Source organism: Pseudoalteromonas sp. ASV78, assembly GCF_047806705.1.
Lineage (GTDB): Bacteria > Pseudomonadota > Gammaproteobacteria > Enterobacterales > Alteromonadaceae > Pseudoalteromonas > Pseudoalteromonas prydzensis_A.
Map to the genome: position 1 here is coordinate 2,069,492 of NZ_JBLOPA010000001.1, position 16,003 is coordinate 2,085,494.

The following is a 16,003-nucleotide window of genomic DNA, read 5'->3' on the forward strand; positions in this document are numbered from 1 at the left end:
CCATGATGAAATACATTTTACCTTGCTGTGCCTTATTATCACTGTCGGCTTGTAGTAGTCAGCCGAATCAACTGATCTTAAATCCGGTTTATCAAGGTGGCAAGCTAAGCTCAATTAATCAAAGTTTAAGCACCAGTGTGATTGATTTACGTGGTGACCCTGCGACATTAAAATTGATCACCTCAGATAAAACCCAAACCATTGCCAGTCAAGGACTAACAGAGTCAATTAAAAGTGCCCTCGATAGCGCGCTGAGTCGTAATGGCGCCAGCATTTCAAATTTAGCAACCACGCGCTTTGAAGTTGATATTCATACATTACAAGCGGTGGTGACTGAAAAAATGGTCTCCCATACCAGCGATGCAAAAATCGAACTCGGTGTACGGGTTATTCGTAGCCGCAGTAACTTTAGTAAAATCTACCGTGGCAATGCGAGCCTTGCAGGACCTTTGGGTCATGATCGAGCTAAAATTGAAGGTCAACTCAATAAGTTGACTGAACAACTAATAACCCGCATGGTATCAGACCCTGAATTACTTGCATTTTTAGAAGGATAATCATGAAACGTGTATTTTTATTAGCTGCTTTATTACTACTTAGCCAACCACTTATAGCAGCAACTGAAGGACGCTTTGTGCAGAAAAACAATATGTTTCCTCGCGTAGAGATCACCACCTCAATGGGCAAAATAGTGATCGAAATGGATCGCTCAAAAGCCCCAATTACCGTCAATAATTTTTTAACCTATGTGATGGATGATAGCTATAAAGGCACCGTATTTCATCGTGTTGAGCGTGATGTAGAAAACGAGCGTGATTTTGTTATTCAAGGCGGTGGCTACGATAAAGAGTATGACGGTGTTTATGAAGGCGAACCTATCTTTAATGAAAGTGGCAATGGTTCAAAAAATGATATGTACAGCATTGCCATGGCCTATCAAGATCGTCAACCGCACTCTGGAACTCGTCAGTTTTTCTTTAACATGGATGATAACGATCATCTAAACCCTGGTAAAGATTGGGGCTTTGCTGTATTCGGCATGGTAATGGAAGGCTATGAAACACTTGATAAAATCATGCAAGTTGAAACGGGATTTAATGAAAAAATTGGTTATGACTTTGTACCAAAAACCCCCGTTGTTATTTTAAATATGACCGTATTAGAGCCAACTCCATTATAACTATAATAAAGAGAGCGCTTGACTCTCTTTGCCATTGAAGGCGTTATGACTAAAAATTTGTCGATAGCAGAATATTTTTCTTACTTTAAAGATAAACGACTTATAAATGTGTTTATTTTTGGCATGAGCAGTGGCTTTCCTTGGGTACTGATTGGCTCAGTAATGTCAGCCTGGCTCAAAGATGAAGGTCTTAGCCGCAGTATGATTGGTTTATTCGGCATTGTTTTTGGCGCCTACAGTATCAACTTTTTATGGTCACCTTTAGTTGACCGTATCAAACTCCCTATTCTTTATAGTTGGCTTGGCCAACGCCGTAGCTGGATACTGCTTTGTCAGGGCTTTATTTTACTCGGTGTTATTTTACTGGCAGGGCTCGATATTACCGCCCATTTAGCTATCGCTGCAGCTTTATGCTTACTTATAGCCATTGCCTCTGCCACTCAAGATATCGCTATTGATGCGTTTCGTATTGATACTTTAGATGAAAATGAGAGTCATAAAGCGACGGCAGCGGCGGCCATGGCAACCTCAGGTTGGTGGAGCGGTTATGCGCTACTTGGCGCAATTCCCTTTTATATGGCGGATATACCAAGCATTGACTGGCCGCAAGTGTATTACTTTTTAGCTATTGTAATGTTACTACTTATGAGTTGTGTGTTTTGGGCGAAAGAGCCTGAATCAAATCGTGAAGCCGTGCATGCTGAGTTAGAACGTATTTATCAGCAAAAATTGGCACTGGGTAAGCAGACTAACTTAACTAAAGTTGCAGCATGGTTGGCTGTTACTGTACTCGACCCATTTAAAACGTTCTTCGCTCGTAATGGCGTAAAAACGGCACTTGCGCTACTGGCTTTTATCTTTTTATTCAAAATTGGTGAAGCATTCTTAGCCCGTATGTCGATTGTGTTTTATAAAGAAGTCGGCTTTAGCAATACACAAATTGCCAACTACTCAAAGCTGGGAACGGGTTTAATTACTATCGTTTTTGCCTTTTTAGGCAGTATTTTTAATCATAAATACGGTATCGTAAAAGGTTTATTTATAAGTGGTGTAGCAATGGCGGCATCCAACTTAATGTTTTCTTGGATTGCTCTTGCAGGACCTCAAGAGCATTTGTATGCGATGGCTGTGGTGGTGGACGGTTTTACTCAAGCATGGTCGTTAGTGGCTATGGTGGCATTTATATCTATGCTCTGCGACAGAGCTTTTAGTGCAACTCACTATGCGCTGCTAGCTTCACTAGGAAATTTAGGACGAACATTGCTGTCGAGTTATAGCGGCGTAGTAATTGATGATTGGCTAGGTGGCAATTGGTCATTATTCTTTATTTTAACAGCCTTGATGGTGTTGCCATCACTGATCTTTTTATACCTAATTCGGCATCGTTTGTATGCGTTAGAAAATAGCTATCACGGGAATACATAAAGTGTTTTTGGAGGGGGAAGTTTGCAAGTGGTAGGGAATAAATTACTGGTGAAAGCGCTTCCCTGCACTGACTAAAAAAACTAACTATTAGTCTTCTTTTAATAAGCCTAAACCTTCATACGGGTCGACTTCTAATGCATCACAATAACGTAAAAATTCAATCACGTCTAAACGGCGCTCTTGGTTTTCAATTTTACCAATAAATGAATGCGGTGTACCAAGTACTTGAGCAAGGCTACGCATTGTATGACCTTTCTCGTGACGCTTAGTTTTAAGCCACTTGGTTAGTTTTGAGTTTTCTTCAGAAGAAACTGTTTTACCCATCATAAAAAACATCTCCTACTAGATGATTTAAAGTTTAATTAAGAGTGAAATTTTGCCCGTCTCACTCTTGGATACATTATATACTATTCATACTCATGTGGAATAACTAATTTCAGCCAAATACCTTTTTTAGGTAATTGCTATTATAAACTATTAACTTTATTGTAATAACAAATATTAAAGTTAATAGTCTAGTATTAGTTCCTCGTTAATGTAACAAATAATTTATTGAAATGAACCCTTTTTACGATAAATTATTTTTAACTTTAAAATTAAATGGTTATGCTACTAAACTGTATAATCATCACCAAAGAGAGAAGTTTATGTTCCGATTATTATTCCTCATGCCAATTATTCTTTGCTTAATTTGGTACTTTTTTCTTAAGCAAAATAAGATACCTATTAAACAAGGTAAGAAGGGCTTTATATACATTTTAGTCTTTTCTGCCATGGTGTTAGGCTTTTTTATTCTAATGATGCAAGTCACTCATACCGCGTGAGTGACTAAAAATAAACCAATATTACGCCCTGCGCCGTTCGCGTAACATCAGTAAGCAAGGTGTCAACACTAACGTTAGTACGGTAGCAAAAGCCAAACCGCCCGCAACAGCGGTCGCTAATTGCACCCACCACTGGGTTGAAGGTGCACCAAAATCAATTGTGCGATTAAATAGATCAATATTGACCTGCAACACCATCGGCATTAACCCTAAAATGGTTGTCACTGTTGTTAATAATACTGGTCGCAATCGCTGTGCACCGGTTCTTAAAATGGCATCTTTTGCAGCAAGCCCTTGTGCTCTTAGTACATTGTAAGTATCTATTAGCACAATGTTATTATTCACCACAATGCCGGCCAGCGAAATAACCCCAATGCCTGACATGACAATACCAAAGGGTTGTTGTAACACTAATAAGCCTAAGAACACGCCAACAGTCGAAAATACCACCGCACTTAAAATCAAAAAGGCCTGATAGAAACTATTAAACTGAGTAACTAAAATAATTCCCATCACAAATAGCGCAACTAAAAAGGCATTTTTCAAGAATGCCTCTGATTCATCTTGATCTTCGGTTTCGCCACGGACTTTAATTTTAACTCTAGGGTCTAAACCTTGCTCTTTAAGCTGCGCTTGTAAGCGTGGTAAAGCTTTGGCAAGTTGTTCACCCACTTTCATATCGGCATTAATGGTCACCACGCGATGAGCATCAACACGGCGAATAGTATCCACTTTAGGGGCTGCGTGTCGTTCAACAAAATAGCTAATTGGTACTTGGCCATGTATGGTTTTCACACGTAACGTTTCCAGACGACTTAAATCACGCTTGTCGTGAGGAAAGCGCACTCGAATATCTATCTCGTCGTCAACATCATCAGGACGATACTCACCTAACTTTAAACCATTAGTAATTAACTGCACATTAGCACCGAGCATAGCCGCATCTGCACCGTAGCGGGCTGCATCGGCTCGATTGAGTTTTAACTGCCACTCAATCCCAGGTTTTGAAGCTGTGTCGTCAACATTTCGAAATGCACCATCGTTTTCAATCGCTGCGCGGATCACTTTAGCTTGCTGATTTAATACCTCAGGAAATTTTGAACTCAGTTCAATACTCAGTGCTTTACCACCACCTGGACCGTTTTCATCCTTACGCATTTCAATCTCAACACCCGCAAAGCTTGCAGTAATTTCATTAACTTGGGTGATGATATCTTCGGCTGGCGGGCGTTCATGCCACTCTTTTAAATTTAGTCGAAATGAACCGATTTGATCTTGCCCACCGGTGCGCGCATACAAGGTTTTAATACCTTCAACGGCTAAAATACGGGTTTCGATTTCTTTCATGATCAGGTCTTTTTCATAAATAGACAGATCACTATATGAGCGTACTTTAATGTTCACCCCATTTGGCTCAACATCTGGGAAAAACTCGACCCCTAACTTTGATACCGCAAAACCGACAAACACTAAAATTGAGAACACAACGGCAGCGAGCAGCGTCCACCATGGCTTATCAAGCGCTCGATTTAATACCCGTACATAACGCCCCGCAAAACCTTGCAACTGAGTTAAATCACCTGACTCAGCAATCACCAAGTCTTGCTTTTGCAATGCGGTTAACGGCCTAATTTTTCCAATCAAGCCACCGATCGTTGGCACAAACACCAGTGCCATCAATAATGATGCTGATAATGTAGCGATTAAAGTGATGGGCAAGTATTTCATAAACTCACCCATCATTCCCGGCCAAAATATTAACGGTGCGAACGCTGCAAGTGTCGTAGCCGTTGATGCAATAATTGGCCACGCCATCCGCTCGGCAGCAATTTTATAAGCTTGCTTACGTGATTTCCCTTCACTCATTGCTCTATCGGCAAATTCAGTAACAACAATCGCGCCATCCACCAGCATGCCGACCGCCATGATCAGCGCAAACAACACCACGATATTAACGGTTAAGCCAAATAAGGAAATCACTAAAATACCGGTTAAAAATGAACCAGGTATAGCTACCCCCACTAAAAATGCGGTACGTGCTCCAAGCACGGCAACAATCACAATGACCACCAGTAATACAGCTGATAACACATTGTTTTGCAGATCAGCGAGCATCATCTCAACGTCTTTTGACATATCGCCGGTGTAATCAACTCGAATATGCTCAGGCCACATTTTTTGTGCTTGGCTGACCACTTCTTTCACTTGTGCTACTGTGTCTATAATATTTTCACCAGCACGCTTTTTCACTTCTAGAGACACCGCTTGGCGACCATTAATACGCGCTATTGAACTAGGATCTTTATAAGCACGGCGAATTTTAGCTACATCCATAAAGCGCACGACACGATCGCCTACCACTTTAACAGGTTGTTCCATCACATCTTGAATGGTTTCAAATACCGAAGGAATTTTTACAGCAAACCGCCCTTTGCCGGTATCCAAGGTACCTGCAGCGACTAACCGATTGTTGTTAGAGAGTAATTGAATTATATCACTTGGCTCAAGGCCATATGAAATCATCGCAAGCGGATCAACTTCAATTTCAACCATGTCTTCGCGGTCACCACCGACATCAACTTCCAATACGCTAGAGATACTTTCAAGCTCGTCTTTTAAATTACGTGCAAGGGTTAATAAGCCGCGTTCAGGTGAGTCACCAGAGAGCGTTAAAGTAATGGTGGGTTGCTGATCTTCCATGAGAATTTCATGTACTTCAGGTTCTTCGGATTCTGAGGGTAATTTAGCTTTGGCAAGACTCACGCGGTCGCGTACATCAGCCAGTGCTTCTTTAGGATCCATTCCTGCCATAAATTCCAGTGTAACTGAAGCGTGACCTTCACTGGCCACCGCAGTCATTTCTTTTACCCCTTCGATAGAACGCAGTTCAATCTCCATTGGCCTTACTAGCAACCGCTCAGCATCTTCTGGGGAAATACCATCATGAATGATTGACACATAAATAAACGGAATGGTGACATCGGGGTTCGCTTCTTTGGGAATATTTTGGTATGTCACCCAGCCTGATATCAATAATAAAGTAAAAATCAGCAGTACCGTACGCGTGTGATTAAGCGAGGCTTCAATTAAGTTTTTCATGCCGTTACTCGCCCGTCGTAGTATCAGCTTTGACAAACACAGGCTCAACAATATCGCCAGCTCTGACAAAACCTTGCCCTAAAGTGATCACATTTGCTGTTTCACCTAATCCCCACAGCCACACGCCCTCTGCTGTTGATTTTGCAAGGCTAACATTTTTAAATTCTACGCGATTTTCAGCGTCAATCACCTTCACACCGATATTGCCTTCACTATCCAGTGCCATGTAGGCGGGACTTAATAGCATCGCAGGCGCTGAGTCGAGCGAGATATCAAGTTGAGTCGAGTAACCCGCTTTATATTTCATCTCAGGATTAGCAAATGCCGCTTCAATACGAAACGTATTGGTACTGTCATCTGCTACTGAGGCAATATAACGCACTTTCCCTGGGTATGATTTATCATTTAAAACATGGGCATGCACAGCTTGACCAACTTGCAAACCCGTGATTTCTTTTTGTGTTGCATCGGCACGTACAATTAGAGGATCTAGATCGACCAGCTCTAAAATAGTATCACCAATAGCAACATAATCGCCTAACTGCACTAAGCGGGTATTAATAATGCCACTAAATGGCGCGCGAATTTCGGTACGCTCCAATTGTAATTCAAGCCCAGCTAGACGCGCTTTTCCTTGCGCTAGCACAGCTTCACTACGCATGGTTTGTATGCGATCTTGCAAGCCTTGATCTCTAAGTGAAAGAGCACCTTCATACTCAGCCGTATATTGCTTTAATAATGCCGTGGCGGAACTTAACTGAGCGACTAAATCGGATTTATCTAACTCAAGTATCAATGCACCTTGCTCAACAAACTGCCCTTCTTCAACATAGATTTTGTCAACTTCACCGGCTTGGCGTGCACTAACTCGCGCTAATTTATCTGGCTCTGATTTACCATAAAACGACAAGGTCTTTTTTATATCTTGAGCGACTAACTTCACCACTTGAACTTTAGCTACTTTGTCAATATTACTTTGTAGCTCTTCATTACTAGCATGACTTGACCCTGACCCCATCCAGATACAAATAGCTGCAACAATGATTATGGCGAGAATATAGGGTTTTTCTTCTAATTGCTGAGCAAGCTTTTTCAACACAAAGTTTCCTTTTAGCGATCAATAATAAGTGCGCAAGATGATTGTATGAATAATAGAGTACGTAGTTGTTTTAAGGCAATAAGATTAGAACGTTATCTTAATATTATAAATTTTAGCCAATAAAAAAGCCGCAATCTGCGACTTTAATCAATGCCTTTAAACGCTAAAACTAGCGCCACACCCGCAGGTGGTAGTTGCATTGGGGTTGGCAACAAAAAAGCGTGCGCCTTCAAGTCCCTCGGTGTAATCCACCTCACCATCAACTAAATATTGAATACTCATTGGGTCAACCACTAAGGTTACGCCATTTTTGACAATTTCTAAATCGCCTGGGTTTGCTTTTTCATCAAAAGTAAACCCATATTGGAAACCAGAGCACCCTCCGCCTGTGACATAAACACGCAGTTTTAGATCTGGATTTTCTTCTTCGTCGATTAACTGTTTAACGCGAACAGCAGCTGCATCGCTGAACTTAATGGGTAATTCTTCTGACATACCATAACCCTCTATACCTACATTGTTTTGATTATCTAATACCCGAGTGTTTTAATCAAGTATAGCGTTTACTTACTAAGCTTTGAGGCGATATGCACATTTTAAGCTCTCACCAATTAAGCTTGGCCAATTAATAAAAAAACGACGTACAATCAGCAGCAGAAGCGCGGTGTTAATTTACTACTTTAATACTTTTTTGGTATCAAAATGGGTAGCTATAGATGGCATAGCCCCATACGGTAGTAAATATACTTAACGATATAAATACCGCTGCTGAGCCAAGGTCTTTCGCTCGACCAATGAGTATATTGTGATCTAACGTAACTGCATCAGCAAGCGCTTCAACAGCCGAGTTGATTATTTCGGCAAATAAAATGAACACTAAGCTACTGATCAATAAAAATAAATGACTTATCGAAGATGACAAGACGATAGCAAATGGTAGTAATATTATAGCCATTACAAACTCCTGCCTAAATGCTGACTCATATTGCCATGCAGCTATAAACCCCTTATAAGAGCAATGTGTGGCTTTAATAATTCGATTGATCCCTTTACCATTAGGCTTATTTACACTACTGATTATATTTTTCATCGTTATTCCTAATTATAGTTAAAATGAATTTAAAGACTTTGTTTTACTTGCACCCGCCACTGCCAACTATCAACATTAGGGCCCATCGTAAGAGGTTTAATAATATCCATATGAACAACATTGCCTTCACTTGAATGAGATGAAAACAGCCTTGCGCCAATACCGATACTCTGTAAGGTTGTATCTGTACTATTAGTTCCCGGTGTTTGCCCCCACGCCTTACCGCTATCGACAAATGCTGCCCATGCAACATTCACCAACTGATATAACTCCCAATGGGGGTTATAACGCAGCTCGGCGCTTGCTGACCATAAATGCTCACCATGTTGATATTGCTCTGCATAACCACGAACTCCGGTGTCTCCACCTAAAGCAAGCGGTATATCAAGATATTGATTTTTTTCTGTTTGCCATTGCGCTTTAAAGTAACCGGCCCAACGAGGTGTTAGGTGTTGATACAATTCAAACTCTGCTGCTACTTGTTGGTGATCAGGCTGCTCCCTCTGCCAATAAGCTTTGTAATTTGTAGAAAACAGCATTAGCGTGTTTTGCCATTGCATACCTTTAGATAAAATATTTTCAAAGTGAACACCTTGGCTTTCATCAGTATTTAATGAGCTAATATCTACACCTATTTTGCTTATTAACTGCCAGCCTAAATTAATATCCTCACGATGATCGATAAAGCGAATGTTAGCGAATGTCTGATAATCTGCTTGGCTATATTCCAAACCTATCCAAGGGAAGGTAAACTCTCGATCTGAAGGTAATTCGGCTAATATCGCGCTATCCAAACTTGTAAAACGGTGTAACTCTTTGTTGATCCCTAAATGCATTCGCACCGCTCCCAATCGATGCTGAGTTATTAAATGCCCGAAAGCTAAAGTAGACTGCTCAACTTCATGAGAGAATTGCCATGCAAGCTCACCATTTTGATAAATACTGTCACGACGATTTTCCTTGAGTATTGACGCCAAATGTTGCTGCTTAGATGATTGCTGATAAAAGGGCTTTGAATAAGCAAGGTAGGTTTTTTGTCCATCATCATTATCAGCAAATTCAAGTTCAACAGTTGATTGTTTAGGAAAACTAAGCGGCATACTAAAAGCAACTTGATAGCCTGATCGCAGGTGGTCTTTTTTATATTGCACACCTGCATGAACCCCTAAGCCTAAGAAATTATCTTCTTTAAAACCAAAAGCATATTTATTATTGCCGGCACGACGACCAAAACTAATATAAGGTACTAGTGACCAAGTATCCCACGTTTCAACTTTAAGCTCATTTTCTTGCTGACTCTCGCAATCCTCAATCAAGCTAACTCGACTTTTACGCAAAAACGAATACTGATTAAGTATGCGCTCAGTCTCAGCAAACTGCGCTCGAGAAATAACGTCAGCCTGAGCAAAAGGAAGTAGCTTTTCCACAACATGCTGTTGGGTATTCATATGTAACCAGTTAGCTAAACTGTGCAGATATAAGCTGTCTGGTTGACTCTCATCAAATACAGGATGGCTAATAAGTGTGAGCTTATCTATCGTAACAGACTCTTCACTATCAGCTTTTGACGCGCACTCAACTTCCTGACCACTTACAGTAAAGCTATTAATAAAAAACGCTATAAAGCTGGCTTTAATTCCTTGATTGATTAGCTTTTTAAATCGAGAGCTTAGCTCACTACCTATATTAAACTCACTATGATGCAACTGTTGAGACAATTTTATAGTGTTCATTTATCGTCCCCCTTCGGCTTTAGATAAAAAAGAGGCGGGGTTACATTAAACTCATCAGCAATGTTGGTATTAACTTCAAAAAAGGTCAGTAGAGTATTCGCAATGGTGTCATGTGAATAAGCGTCATCCTGATGTGCTTTAGTTTTTTCAATATCAATATAAGGAGCTGAAAACCAAGAAATAATAGGGACATGTGTTTGTGCATCGGGCGCAAAAGCATAAGGCATACCATGTAAATAAAGCCCGTTTTCACCAAGTGACTCACCATGATCACTGACATACAGCATAGCGGTGTTATATTGCGCAGAACTGGCTTGCAGAAGCTTGATCACTTCAGCCAAAAAATGATCTGTATAGCGGATTGCATTATCATATGCATTAATTATTTCGTGCTGACTGCACTCTGATAACTCTGCCGATTGGCAAGCAGGTGTAAAAAACTCAAACTCGCTCGGGTAACGTTTAAAATAAGCAGGCCCGTGATTACCCATTTGGTGTAAAACAATAACGGTGTCTTGGCTGTGTTGATCAATGTATTGCTGTAAATTAACCAACATGCCAACGTCACGGCATTCCACATCACATATTGTATTAACCTCTGAACTGCGATAGCTTTGATACATCAGCCTATCGGCAACACCCTTTGAGCTAGAGTTGTTGTCACGCCAGCTTACTCTCACTGAACTTGCAGCGAGTACATCAAGAACGTTTTGAGTATACTTAGCTTTGCTCACAGTAAAATCATCACGACCAAAAAATGAAAACATACAAGGCACAGACACTGCTGTTGACGTACCGCAGGAACTCACTTGGCTAAAATTAATGAGCCCCGCTTGCTTTGACATATTTGGTGTAGTGTCGCGTGAATAGCCATTTAAACTGAGGTGATCAGCCCTTACTGCTTCACCGACCACTAAAATCATTAATTTAGGTTTTCGCGTACTGCTATTTTTAGTTATCTGTGTCGTGAGGTTGATAAACTGTTTCGAGTTTAGTGATGCGGTTTGTTCTGCTAAATAATCGAACACCGAGTAAATTGGATATAAAGGATTAGTGTAATAGCGAAGCTCTTTATGTAAACGAAAAAAACTGGTGTATTGCGCACTAAACGGTGCGATAAGTATGGGGATCAACACCATAATCATGGTGATACTGATAGCCTGTTGACGCAGCCGTTGTAACCAAGTGCTATTTTTCACTTGCATAAACAACAATAAAACAGCGGGTAAAATAGCCATAAATATAACTCGACTGAACAATCCTAAATTAATTATTTCTTGTGCTTCAGCGAGGTTTGTTTCAGCAACATTTTGGATCATCGTTTTGTCAATCAGCACCCCTAATACAACGCCATAATAATCAACCATTGCAGCAATCAATAGCATCACTAACACTACGACTTTGGTGGGTAGTAAAATATTAAGAGCAAACATCACGAAAAGATTCAGACTCAAAAGCAACAGACTTAACGAGATAATAAAACTCAAGTTTTCTTGCCAAGGATATAAAGCGTTGAGTTTGTCAAAGAACACTGTATTTGCCATTAAGACGATAAATACTGAGCAACTGAATAATAAAGTAAAGGGGGAAATAACGCGCTGCTCTTTAGCTTTCCCCGCGGTTTCATTTAGTGAATAAAACTTTGATAATAAATAAGTAAATGTAATTTTTTGCATCTTGTTTATAGCCAATTCCATTGTTGGGAAATAGCTTAACTTGATGAAAAAATCAGAGCTGTATGAAGATGTTGTAATATGTACGGATGCACGTTCAAAACTTTTAGAATGTAGCTTTATGTACAAAGTTGTTGCGGTGTTTTATGAGGAATAATTAACTTTGATTACGACATTCTGATACAACATATTTTTGCGAAGTATGTCAAAATGATGAAACTTTAAGAAAGGGAACGCAATATATGAATTAAATACTTAGCAGCGATGAGTTTTTAAACCTGATCAGTGTGATGCTCGATTAAAAACCACCGTAAACTTAGCTCCTCCTAACACTTCTGATTGACTAATAGACACTTTGCCACCATGCCATGCGGCAACTCTAACAACAATAGCTAACCCCATTCCATAACCTTGTTGAATGGTGTCGCTTTCACCTCTGGTAAACGGTTTAAATACGTGTTCGCGCATTTCTTTTGAAATGCCTGGGCCATCGTCTTCAATACACATGCTCACACTATTACATGTTTGCTGTGTTGTTATCCGCACGTGCTTAGCTGCATATTGCTGTGCATTTGAAAGTAGATTATTAATTAACATTGCTAAATAATTCTCATCACCATCAATGATTATATTTTCCTTGGCTAATTTGGCTATATCCATTGCAACCGAACAAGCATCACTTGAAGTAAGGTTACACACAGCTGATTTTATCAAAGCATTTAAGTTTAGAGGCATGCGTTTAACTTTAATCATTTTCTGCTCTAAACTGGCGTAATTAAGTAAAACGGCAACGAGATTTTCCATTTCTTGAATATCTCGACTCAAATGACGGACATACTTTTCTTTGTTTTTTGGGTTATTCGTCTCGCCAAGGGCTTCAATACCAAAGCGTAATCGAGCTAATGGAGTTCGTAAATCATGTGACACCGCGTTACTTAATAATTTGTTATCCTTAATTAGAGTATTTATCTGCTCCGCCATAAAATTAAACTCATTTTCAATATCAATTATATAAGACGAATTTGAAATATTGATACGAGCAGAGAAATCACCTTCACCAAAGCGTTTTGCCGTATTTCTTAGTAGCTGTAATCGTTTAATTAAAGGGCCAAGCCAAATAAAGGCACACAGTAAAACCCCCAAATAAAATATGGTTGTTAAAATAATTTGTAGCGCGAGATTATCTTGTTGCTTGCCTTGCTGTGGGATACTGAGCGTCAATACTTGTTGCTGAGTTTGTAATAGCTTATTTACGGTGATCAACTCAGTAGATTCAAGAACCAGAGGATGGCCCTGACTGAAACTATCTCGCAAACTAATAGGTAAAGGAAATTCAGATATGGGCGTTAGTGTTAGTTGTTGCTGGTTTTGCTGTTGCCAAGCGCTTACAAATTGTGCAAGATTACCCGTTTCTTCAAGCGTATTTGCTAATGAGTTAATTATTTGCCTATAAGGGCTAAATTCATCCGTGTTTTTTTTATGCTGATACTCGTTAAAAAAACTATCTAAACCCCAGCCTAAAAATATAATTGCAGAGAGTATTACAACGACTAATGAGACGATCAGCTTCTTCACATTAGGACCAAGCGTCTGCTACAAATAAATACCCTTTACCCCACACAGTTTTGATCCTGCATGGGTTATTAGCATCATCACCAAGCTTTTTTCTTAATCTAGATACAATAATATCAACACGGCGATCAAACCCGTCATAATCAATACCACTGAGTTGATTAAACAACTCCGCACGGCTAACAACTTGACCTGCAGATTGCGCTAGATACCAAAGTAAATCAAATTCGTTAGATGAAATTGCAACAGGCTGATCGTGTAGCCTAGTAGCACGAGAATTAGCATCAATACTCAACTGACCAATTTGTATATGATTTTCGGTTAGATTTGCAGTGTTATGATGGGTTTTTAAGCGTCGTAACAAAGCTTTAATTCGAGATAGCAATACCCGTGGTTTCACCGGTTTTGTTACATAATCATCAGCCCCTAATTCTAACCCCAAAACTTCGTCCATTTCATCATCACGGGCAGTCATCATTAAAATAGGCCCATGATAAAAGTTACGTACTTCTTTGCATACATCAAAACCATCTTTTACAGGCAACATAATATCTAACACAACAAGTTCTGGAATATCGCTTTTGATTAATTCAACCGCCATATCCCCCCGATTAACTAAAGTAACCAAATAACCATGTTCAGTTAAGTAATCACTAAACCATTCGGCCAAAGACATATCGTCTTCAACTAACATTATATGCTGAGGATTTATCTGTTCGATCAAAATAACTTCCACCTTGATTTAGGCCGTTTAGAGGATTCAAATACCCATGACACTGTAATAATAACCGTAGCGATATTGTTATTCTGTTTACTTTTTCGAAGCGCGTAGTGACGAGTTGAATCTGATTGAAAATCAAAACTGAATTCAGCATTGTTGACTTGCGTCCAACATTCTACGTTACGCAACTCAGACAGCTCGACTAAGCAATAATCGCCAAGCTCTTCTTGATGCCATTTAAAAGTAACCTGCTGATAACACGTTTGCCCTTTTCGCAGTGCAACACAACGCTTAGGTGTAACAAGTAATTCGTTTTCTTTGCGCGAATGGTTCGCTGCGTATGCACTACTCATTGCCAACTGAAACAGAAAAAATAAGCCCAAGTACATAATAAGTTTACTCTGTAAGCTTGTTTGATTAGTTAGCGTCATTGTTTATCCACTTAAAATACATAACTAATGCTTGAACTTATACCAGTATAAAAGTCTTGTTGCTTACTAAATAGCGGGCTTTCGTTGTAACCGAATTCCGAACCAAAGAAAACTTCTGCACGCAGCAATACGTTTTCTGAAATAGGATAAGTTAAACCTAATGATGAATCAAAATTGAGGGAGGATTTGCCGTCATATGCTGCAAAATTAGTCCTTGCAGCTTCTTCTTTTGAAACGCCATAATAATAGTCATTAAGCTTAGCTTGGCGAAACGACAGCGCGAAAATGCTATGAAAGTTCAAATTTCTTATTTGCCAGTTGCGACCAATGAGAGCTGAGGCTACAGCACCACCATTTCTGCTCGTTAAACCCTGTTTAAGAGTCAATTGCACAACATTTTCACCAATGTAACCCGTTAATCGACCTCCGAGCATAGTATTTACATCTCGCTCATCAATACCTTCAAAATTAACTTGGTTATCTTTTTTTCTTAACCCCGAACCGGGACCTGTAAAAATAACATCGAATGACCAGTTTTCTTTGTTGTATGCGGTATAGCCAAAAACAAGTGAATCAGGTGCTTGGTTAGCAAAATCGACAAAAAAGTTATACCAATTATAACTTCCAATGATTGTGATACCGATATCAAGATCTTCTTTATCATCAACATTAATCATTGAACGATTAAAAGCATTTAGTCCTAAACCGACTTCAAAAAAGTTTTCAGGCTCACTGCTTTTATCGATATTTAAACCGATCTCTCTTGTTAAGTCTGCGGCATGACTAAAAGACGAAAAACAAAATAATAAAATAACGACTAGTAGGTATTTGAGCGGTGAATACATTTACGCCGACTTCCTTATTGATTAATCACCCATCCATTATATTCTTTGATACCTAAAAAAACGTATCAAGATGCTGAGTATGTAACAAAATGTAGACTCTAAGATTACATTAGTTAAAATAAAAAAGTACCTAAAGAATAAACAACCTAGTTAATCTAATCAATCTAAAAATTGTTTAAGTACAATTGATAAACCTAAATTAAGCTAATAAGAAGTGTTGCTAGGAAGATGGCGGTGCAGCTATAACTGACCGATAGAGCTGCGACCTAACTTTTACCTTTTAATATGACCTGTAAAATATTTTCTTTCAT

The 16,003-nt window shown here is 39.5% G+C and carries 14 protein-coding genes; 3 read left to right on the plus strand and 11 right to left on the minus strand.

Features of this window, described 5'->3' with window-relative positions; all coding sequences use genetic code 11:
* Positions 1–2 precede the first annotated feature (2 nt).
* From ACMVDV_RS09405 to ACMVDV_RS09415, 3 genes are read left to right on the plus strand one after another with little or no spacing between them, the layout of a single operon-like run.
* Positions 3–557 carry a YajG family lipoprotein gene (locus ACMVDV_RS09405; protein WP_416157939.1) on the plus strand — a complete coding sequence of 185 codons (555 nt, stop codon included), beginning with the start codon at positions 3–5 and terminating at the stop codon, positions 555–557.
* A 2-nt stretch (positions 558–559) separates the two neighbouring features.
* The gene (locus ACMVDV_RS09410) at positions 560–1,180 is read left to right on the plus strand and encodes a peptidylprolyl isomerase (RefSeq protein ID WP_416157940.1); all 621 of its coding nucleotides are present in this window, start codon (positions 560–562) and stop codon (positions 1,178–1,180) included.
* A 45-nt stretch (positions 1,181–1,225) separates the two neighbouring features.
* A complete protein-coding gene (locus ACMVDV_RS09415; protein ID WP_416157941.1) occupies positions 1,226–2,605 on the plus strand; it encodes an AmpG family muropeptide MFS transporter in 1,380 nt (459 codons plus the stop codon).
* A gap of 87 nt (positions 2,606–2,692) precedes the next feature.
* Here ACMVDV_RS09415 and ACMVDV_RS09420 read toward each other — a convergent pair whose 3' ends face one another.
* The 11 genes from ACMVDV_RS09420 to ACMVDV_RS09470 form a co-directional block, all read right to left on the minus strand.
* The gene (locus ACMVDV_RS09420) at positions 2,693–2,932 is read right to left on the minus strand and encodes a helix-turn-helix domain-containing protein (RefSeq protein WP_016708680.1); all 240 of its coding nucleotides are present in this window, start codon (positions 2,930–2,932) and stop codon (positions 2,693–2,695) included.
* Between the two features lie 518 nt (positions 2,933–3,450).
* Complete coding sequence (locus tag ACMVDV_RS09425) at positions 3,451–6,528, minus strand: efflux RND transporter permease subunit (RefSeq protein ID WP_416157942.1); 3,078 nt, start codon at positions 6,526–6,528, stop codon at positions 3,451–3,453.
* A 4-nt stretch (positions 6,529–6,532) separates the two neighbouring features.
* Positions 6,533–7,627: an efflux RND transporter periplasmic adaptor subunit gene (locus tag ACMVDV_RS09430; RefSeq protein WP_416157943.1), complete on the minus strand. Its 1,095-nt coding sequence runs from the start codon at positions 7,625–7,627 to the stop codon at positions 6,533–6,535.
* 156 nt (positions 7,628–7,783) lie between these two features.
* Entirely contained in the window at positions 7,784–8,122 is a 339-nt protein-coding gene (erpA, locus tag ACMVDV_RS09435) for an iron-sulfur cluster insertion protein ErpA (protein ID WP_304182329.1), read from the minus strand.
* A 202-nt stretch (positions 8,123–8,324) separates the two neighbouring features.
* Complete coding sequence (locus ACMVDV_RS09440; RefSeq protein ID WP_416157944.1) at positions 8,325–8,717, minus strand: diacylglycerol kinase; 393 nt, start codon at positions 8,715–8,717, stop codon at positions 8,325–8,327.
* A 29-nt stretch (positions 8,718–8,746) separates the two neighbouring features.
* The gene (locus tag ACMVDV_RS09445) at positions 8,747–10,450 is read right to left on the minus strand and encodes a ShlB/FhaC/HecB family hemolysin secretion/activation protein (RefSeq protein ID WP_416157945.1); all 1,704 of its coding nucleotides are present in this window, start codon (positions 10,448–10,450) and stop codon (positions 8,747–8,749) included.
* On the minus strand, positions 10,447–12,126 hold the full coding sequence (locus ACMVDV_RS09450; RefSeq protein ID WP_416157946.1) for a phosphoethanolamine transferase: 1,680 nt from the start codon (positions 12,124–12,126) through the stop codon (positions 10,447–10,449). The genes ACMVDV_RS09445 and ACMVDV_RS09450 overlap by 4 nt, the downstream gene beginning before the upstream one ends.
* Positions 12,127–12,405: 279 nt before the next feature.
* Positions 12,406–13,698 (minus strand): ATP-binding protein, encoded by a 1,293-nt coding sequence (locus tag ACMVDV_RS09455; RefSeq protein WP_416157947.1) that lies wholly within the window; start codon positions 13,696–13,698, stop codon positions 12,406–12,408.
* Between the two features lies 1 nt (position 13,699).
* Positions 13,700–14,389, minus strand: coding sequence for a winged helix-turn-helix domain-containing protein (locus tag ACMVDV_RS09460; protein ID WP_182731507.1), 690 nt, complete (start codon positions 14,387–14,389; stop codon positions 13,700–13,702).
* Between the two features lie 26 nt (positions 14,390–14,415).
* Positions 14,416–14,847 carry a DUF3019 domain-containing protein gene (locus ACMVDV_RS09465; protein ID WP_416157948.1) on the minus strand — a complete coding sequence of 144 codons (432 nt, stop codon included), beginning with the start codon at positions 14,845–14,847 and terminating at the stop codon, positions 14,416–14,418.
* A gap of 11 nt (positions 14,848–14,858) precedes the next feature.
* Entirely contained in the window at positions 14,859–15,692 is an 834-nt protein-coding gene (locus ACMVDV_RS09470; protein ID WP_416157949.1) for a MipA/OmpV family protein, read from the minus strand.
* Between the last annotated feature and the right edge of the window lie 311 nt (positions 15,693–16,003).

Bases quoted from the DNA above. Each gene is read 5' to 3' on its own strand.
- ACMVDV_RS09405 (WP_416157939.1), top strand. From the start codon at position 3: ATGATGAAATACATTTTACCTTGCTGTGCCTTATTATCACTGTCGGCT.
- ACMVDV_RS09410 (WP_416157940.1), top strand. From the start codon at position 560: ATGAAACGTGTATTTTTATTAGCTGCTTTATTACTACTTAGCCAACCA.
- ACMVDV_RS09415 (WP_416157941.1), top strand. From the start codon at position 1,226: ATGACTAAAAATTTGTCGATAGCAGAATATTTTTCTTACTTTAAAGAT.
- ACMVDV_RS09420 (WP_016708680.1), bottom strand. From the start codon at position 2,932: ATGATGGGTAAAACAGTTTCTTCTGAAGAAAACTCAAAACTAACCAAG.
- ACMVDV_RS09425 (WP_416157942.1), bottom strand. From the start codon at position 6,528: ATGAAAAACTTAATTGAAGCCTCGCTTAATCACACGCGTACGGTACTG.
- erpA (WP_304182329.1), bottom strand. From the start codon at position 8,122: ATGTCAGAAGAATTACCCATTAAGTTCAGCGATGCAGCTGCTGTTCGC.
- ACMVDV_RS09440 (WP_416157944.1), bottom strand. From the start codon at position 8,717: ATGAAAAATATAATCAGTAGTGTAAATAAGCCTAATGGTAAAGGGATC.
- ACMVDV_RS09445 (WP_416157945.1), bottom strand. From the start codon at position 10,450: ATGAACACTATAAAATTGTCTCAACAGTTGCATCATAGTGAGTTTAAT.
- ACMVDV_RS09450 (WP_416157946.1), bottom strand. From the start codon at position 12,126: ATGCAAAAAATTACATTTACTTATTTATTATCAAAGTTTTATTCACTA.
- ACMVDV_RS09460 (WP_182731507.1), bottom strand. From the start codon at position 14,389: ATGTTAGTTGAAGACGATATGTCTTTGGCCGAATGGTTTAGTGATTAC.
- ACMVDV_RS09465 (WP_416157948.1), bottom strand. From the start codon at position 14,847: ATGACGCTAACTAATCAAACAAGCTTACAGAGTAAACTTATTATGTAC.
- ACMVDV_RS09470 (WP_416157949.1), bottom strand. From the start codon at position 15,692: ATGTATTCACCGCTCAAATACCTACTAGTCGTTATTTTATTATTTTGT.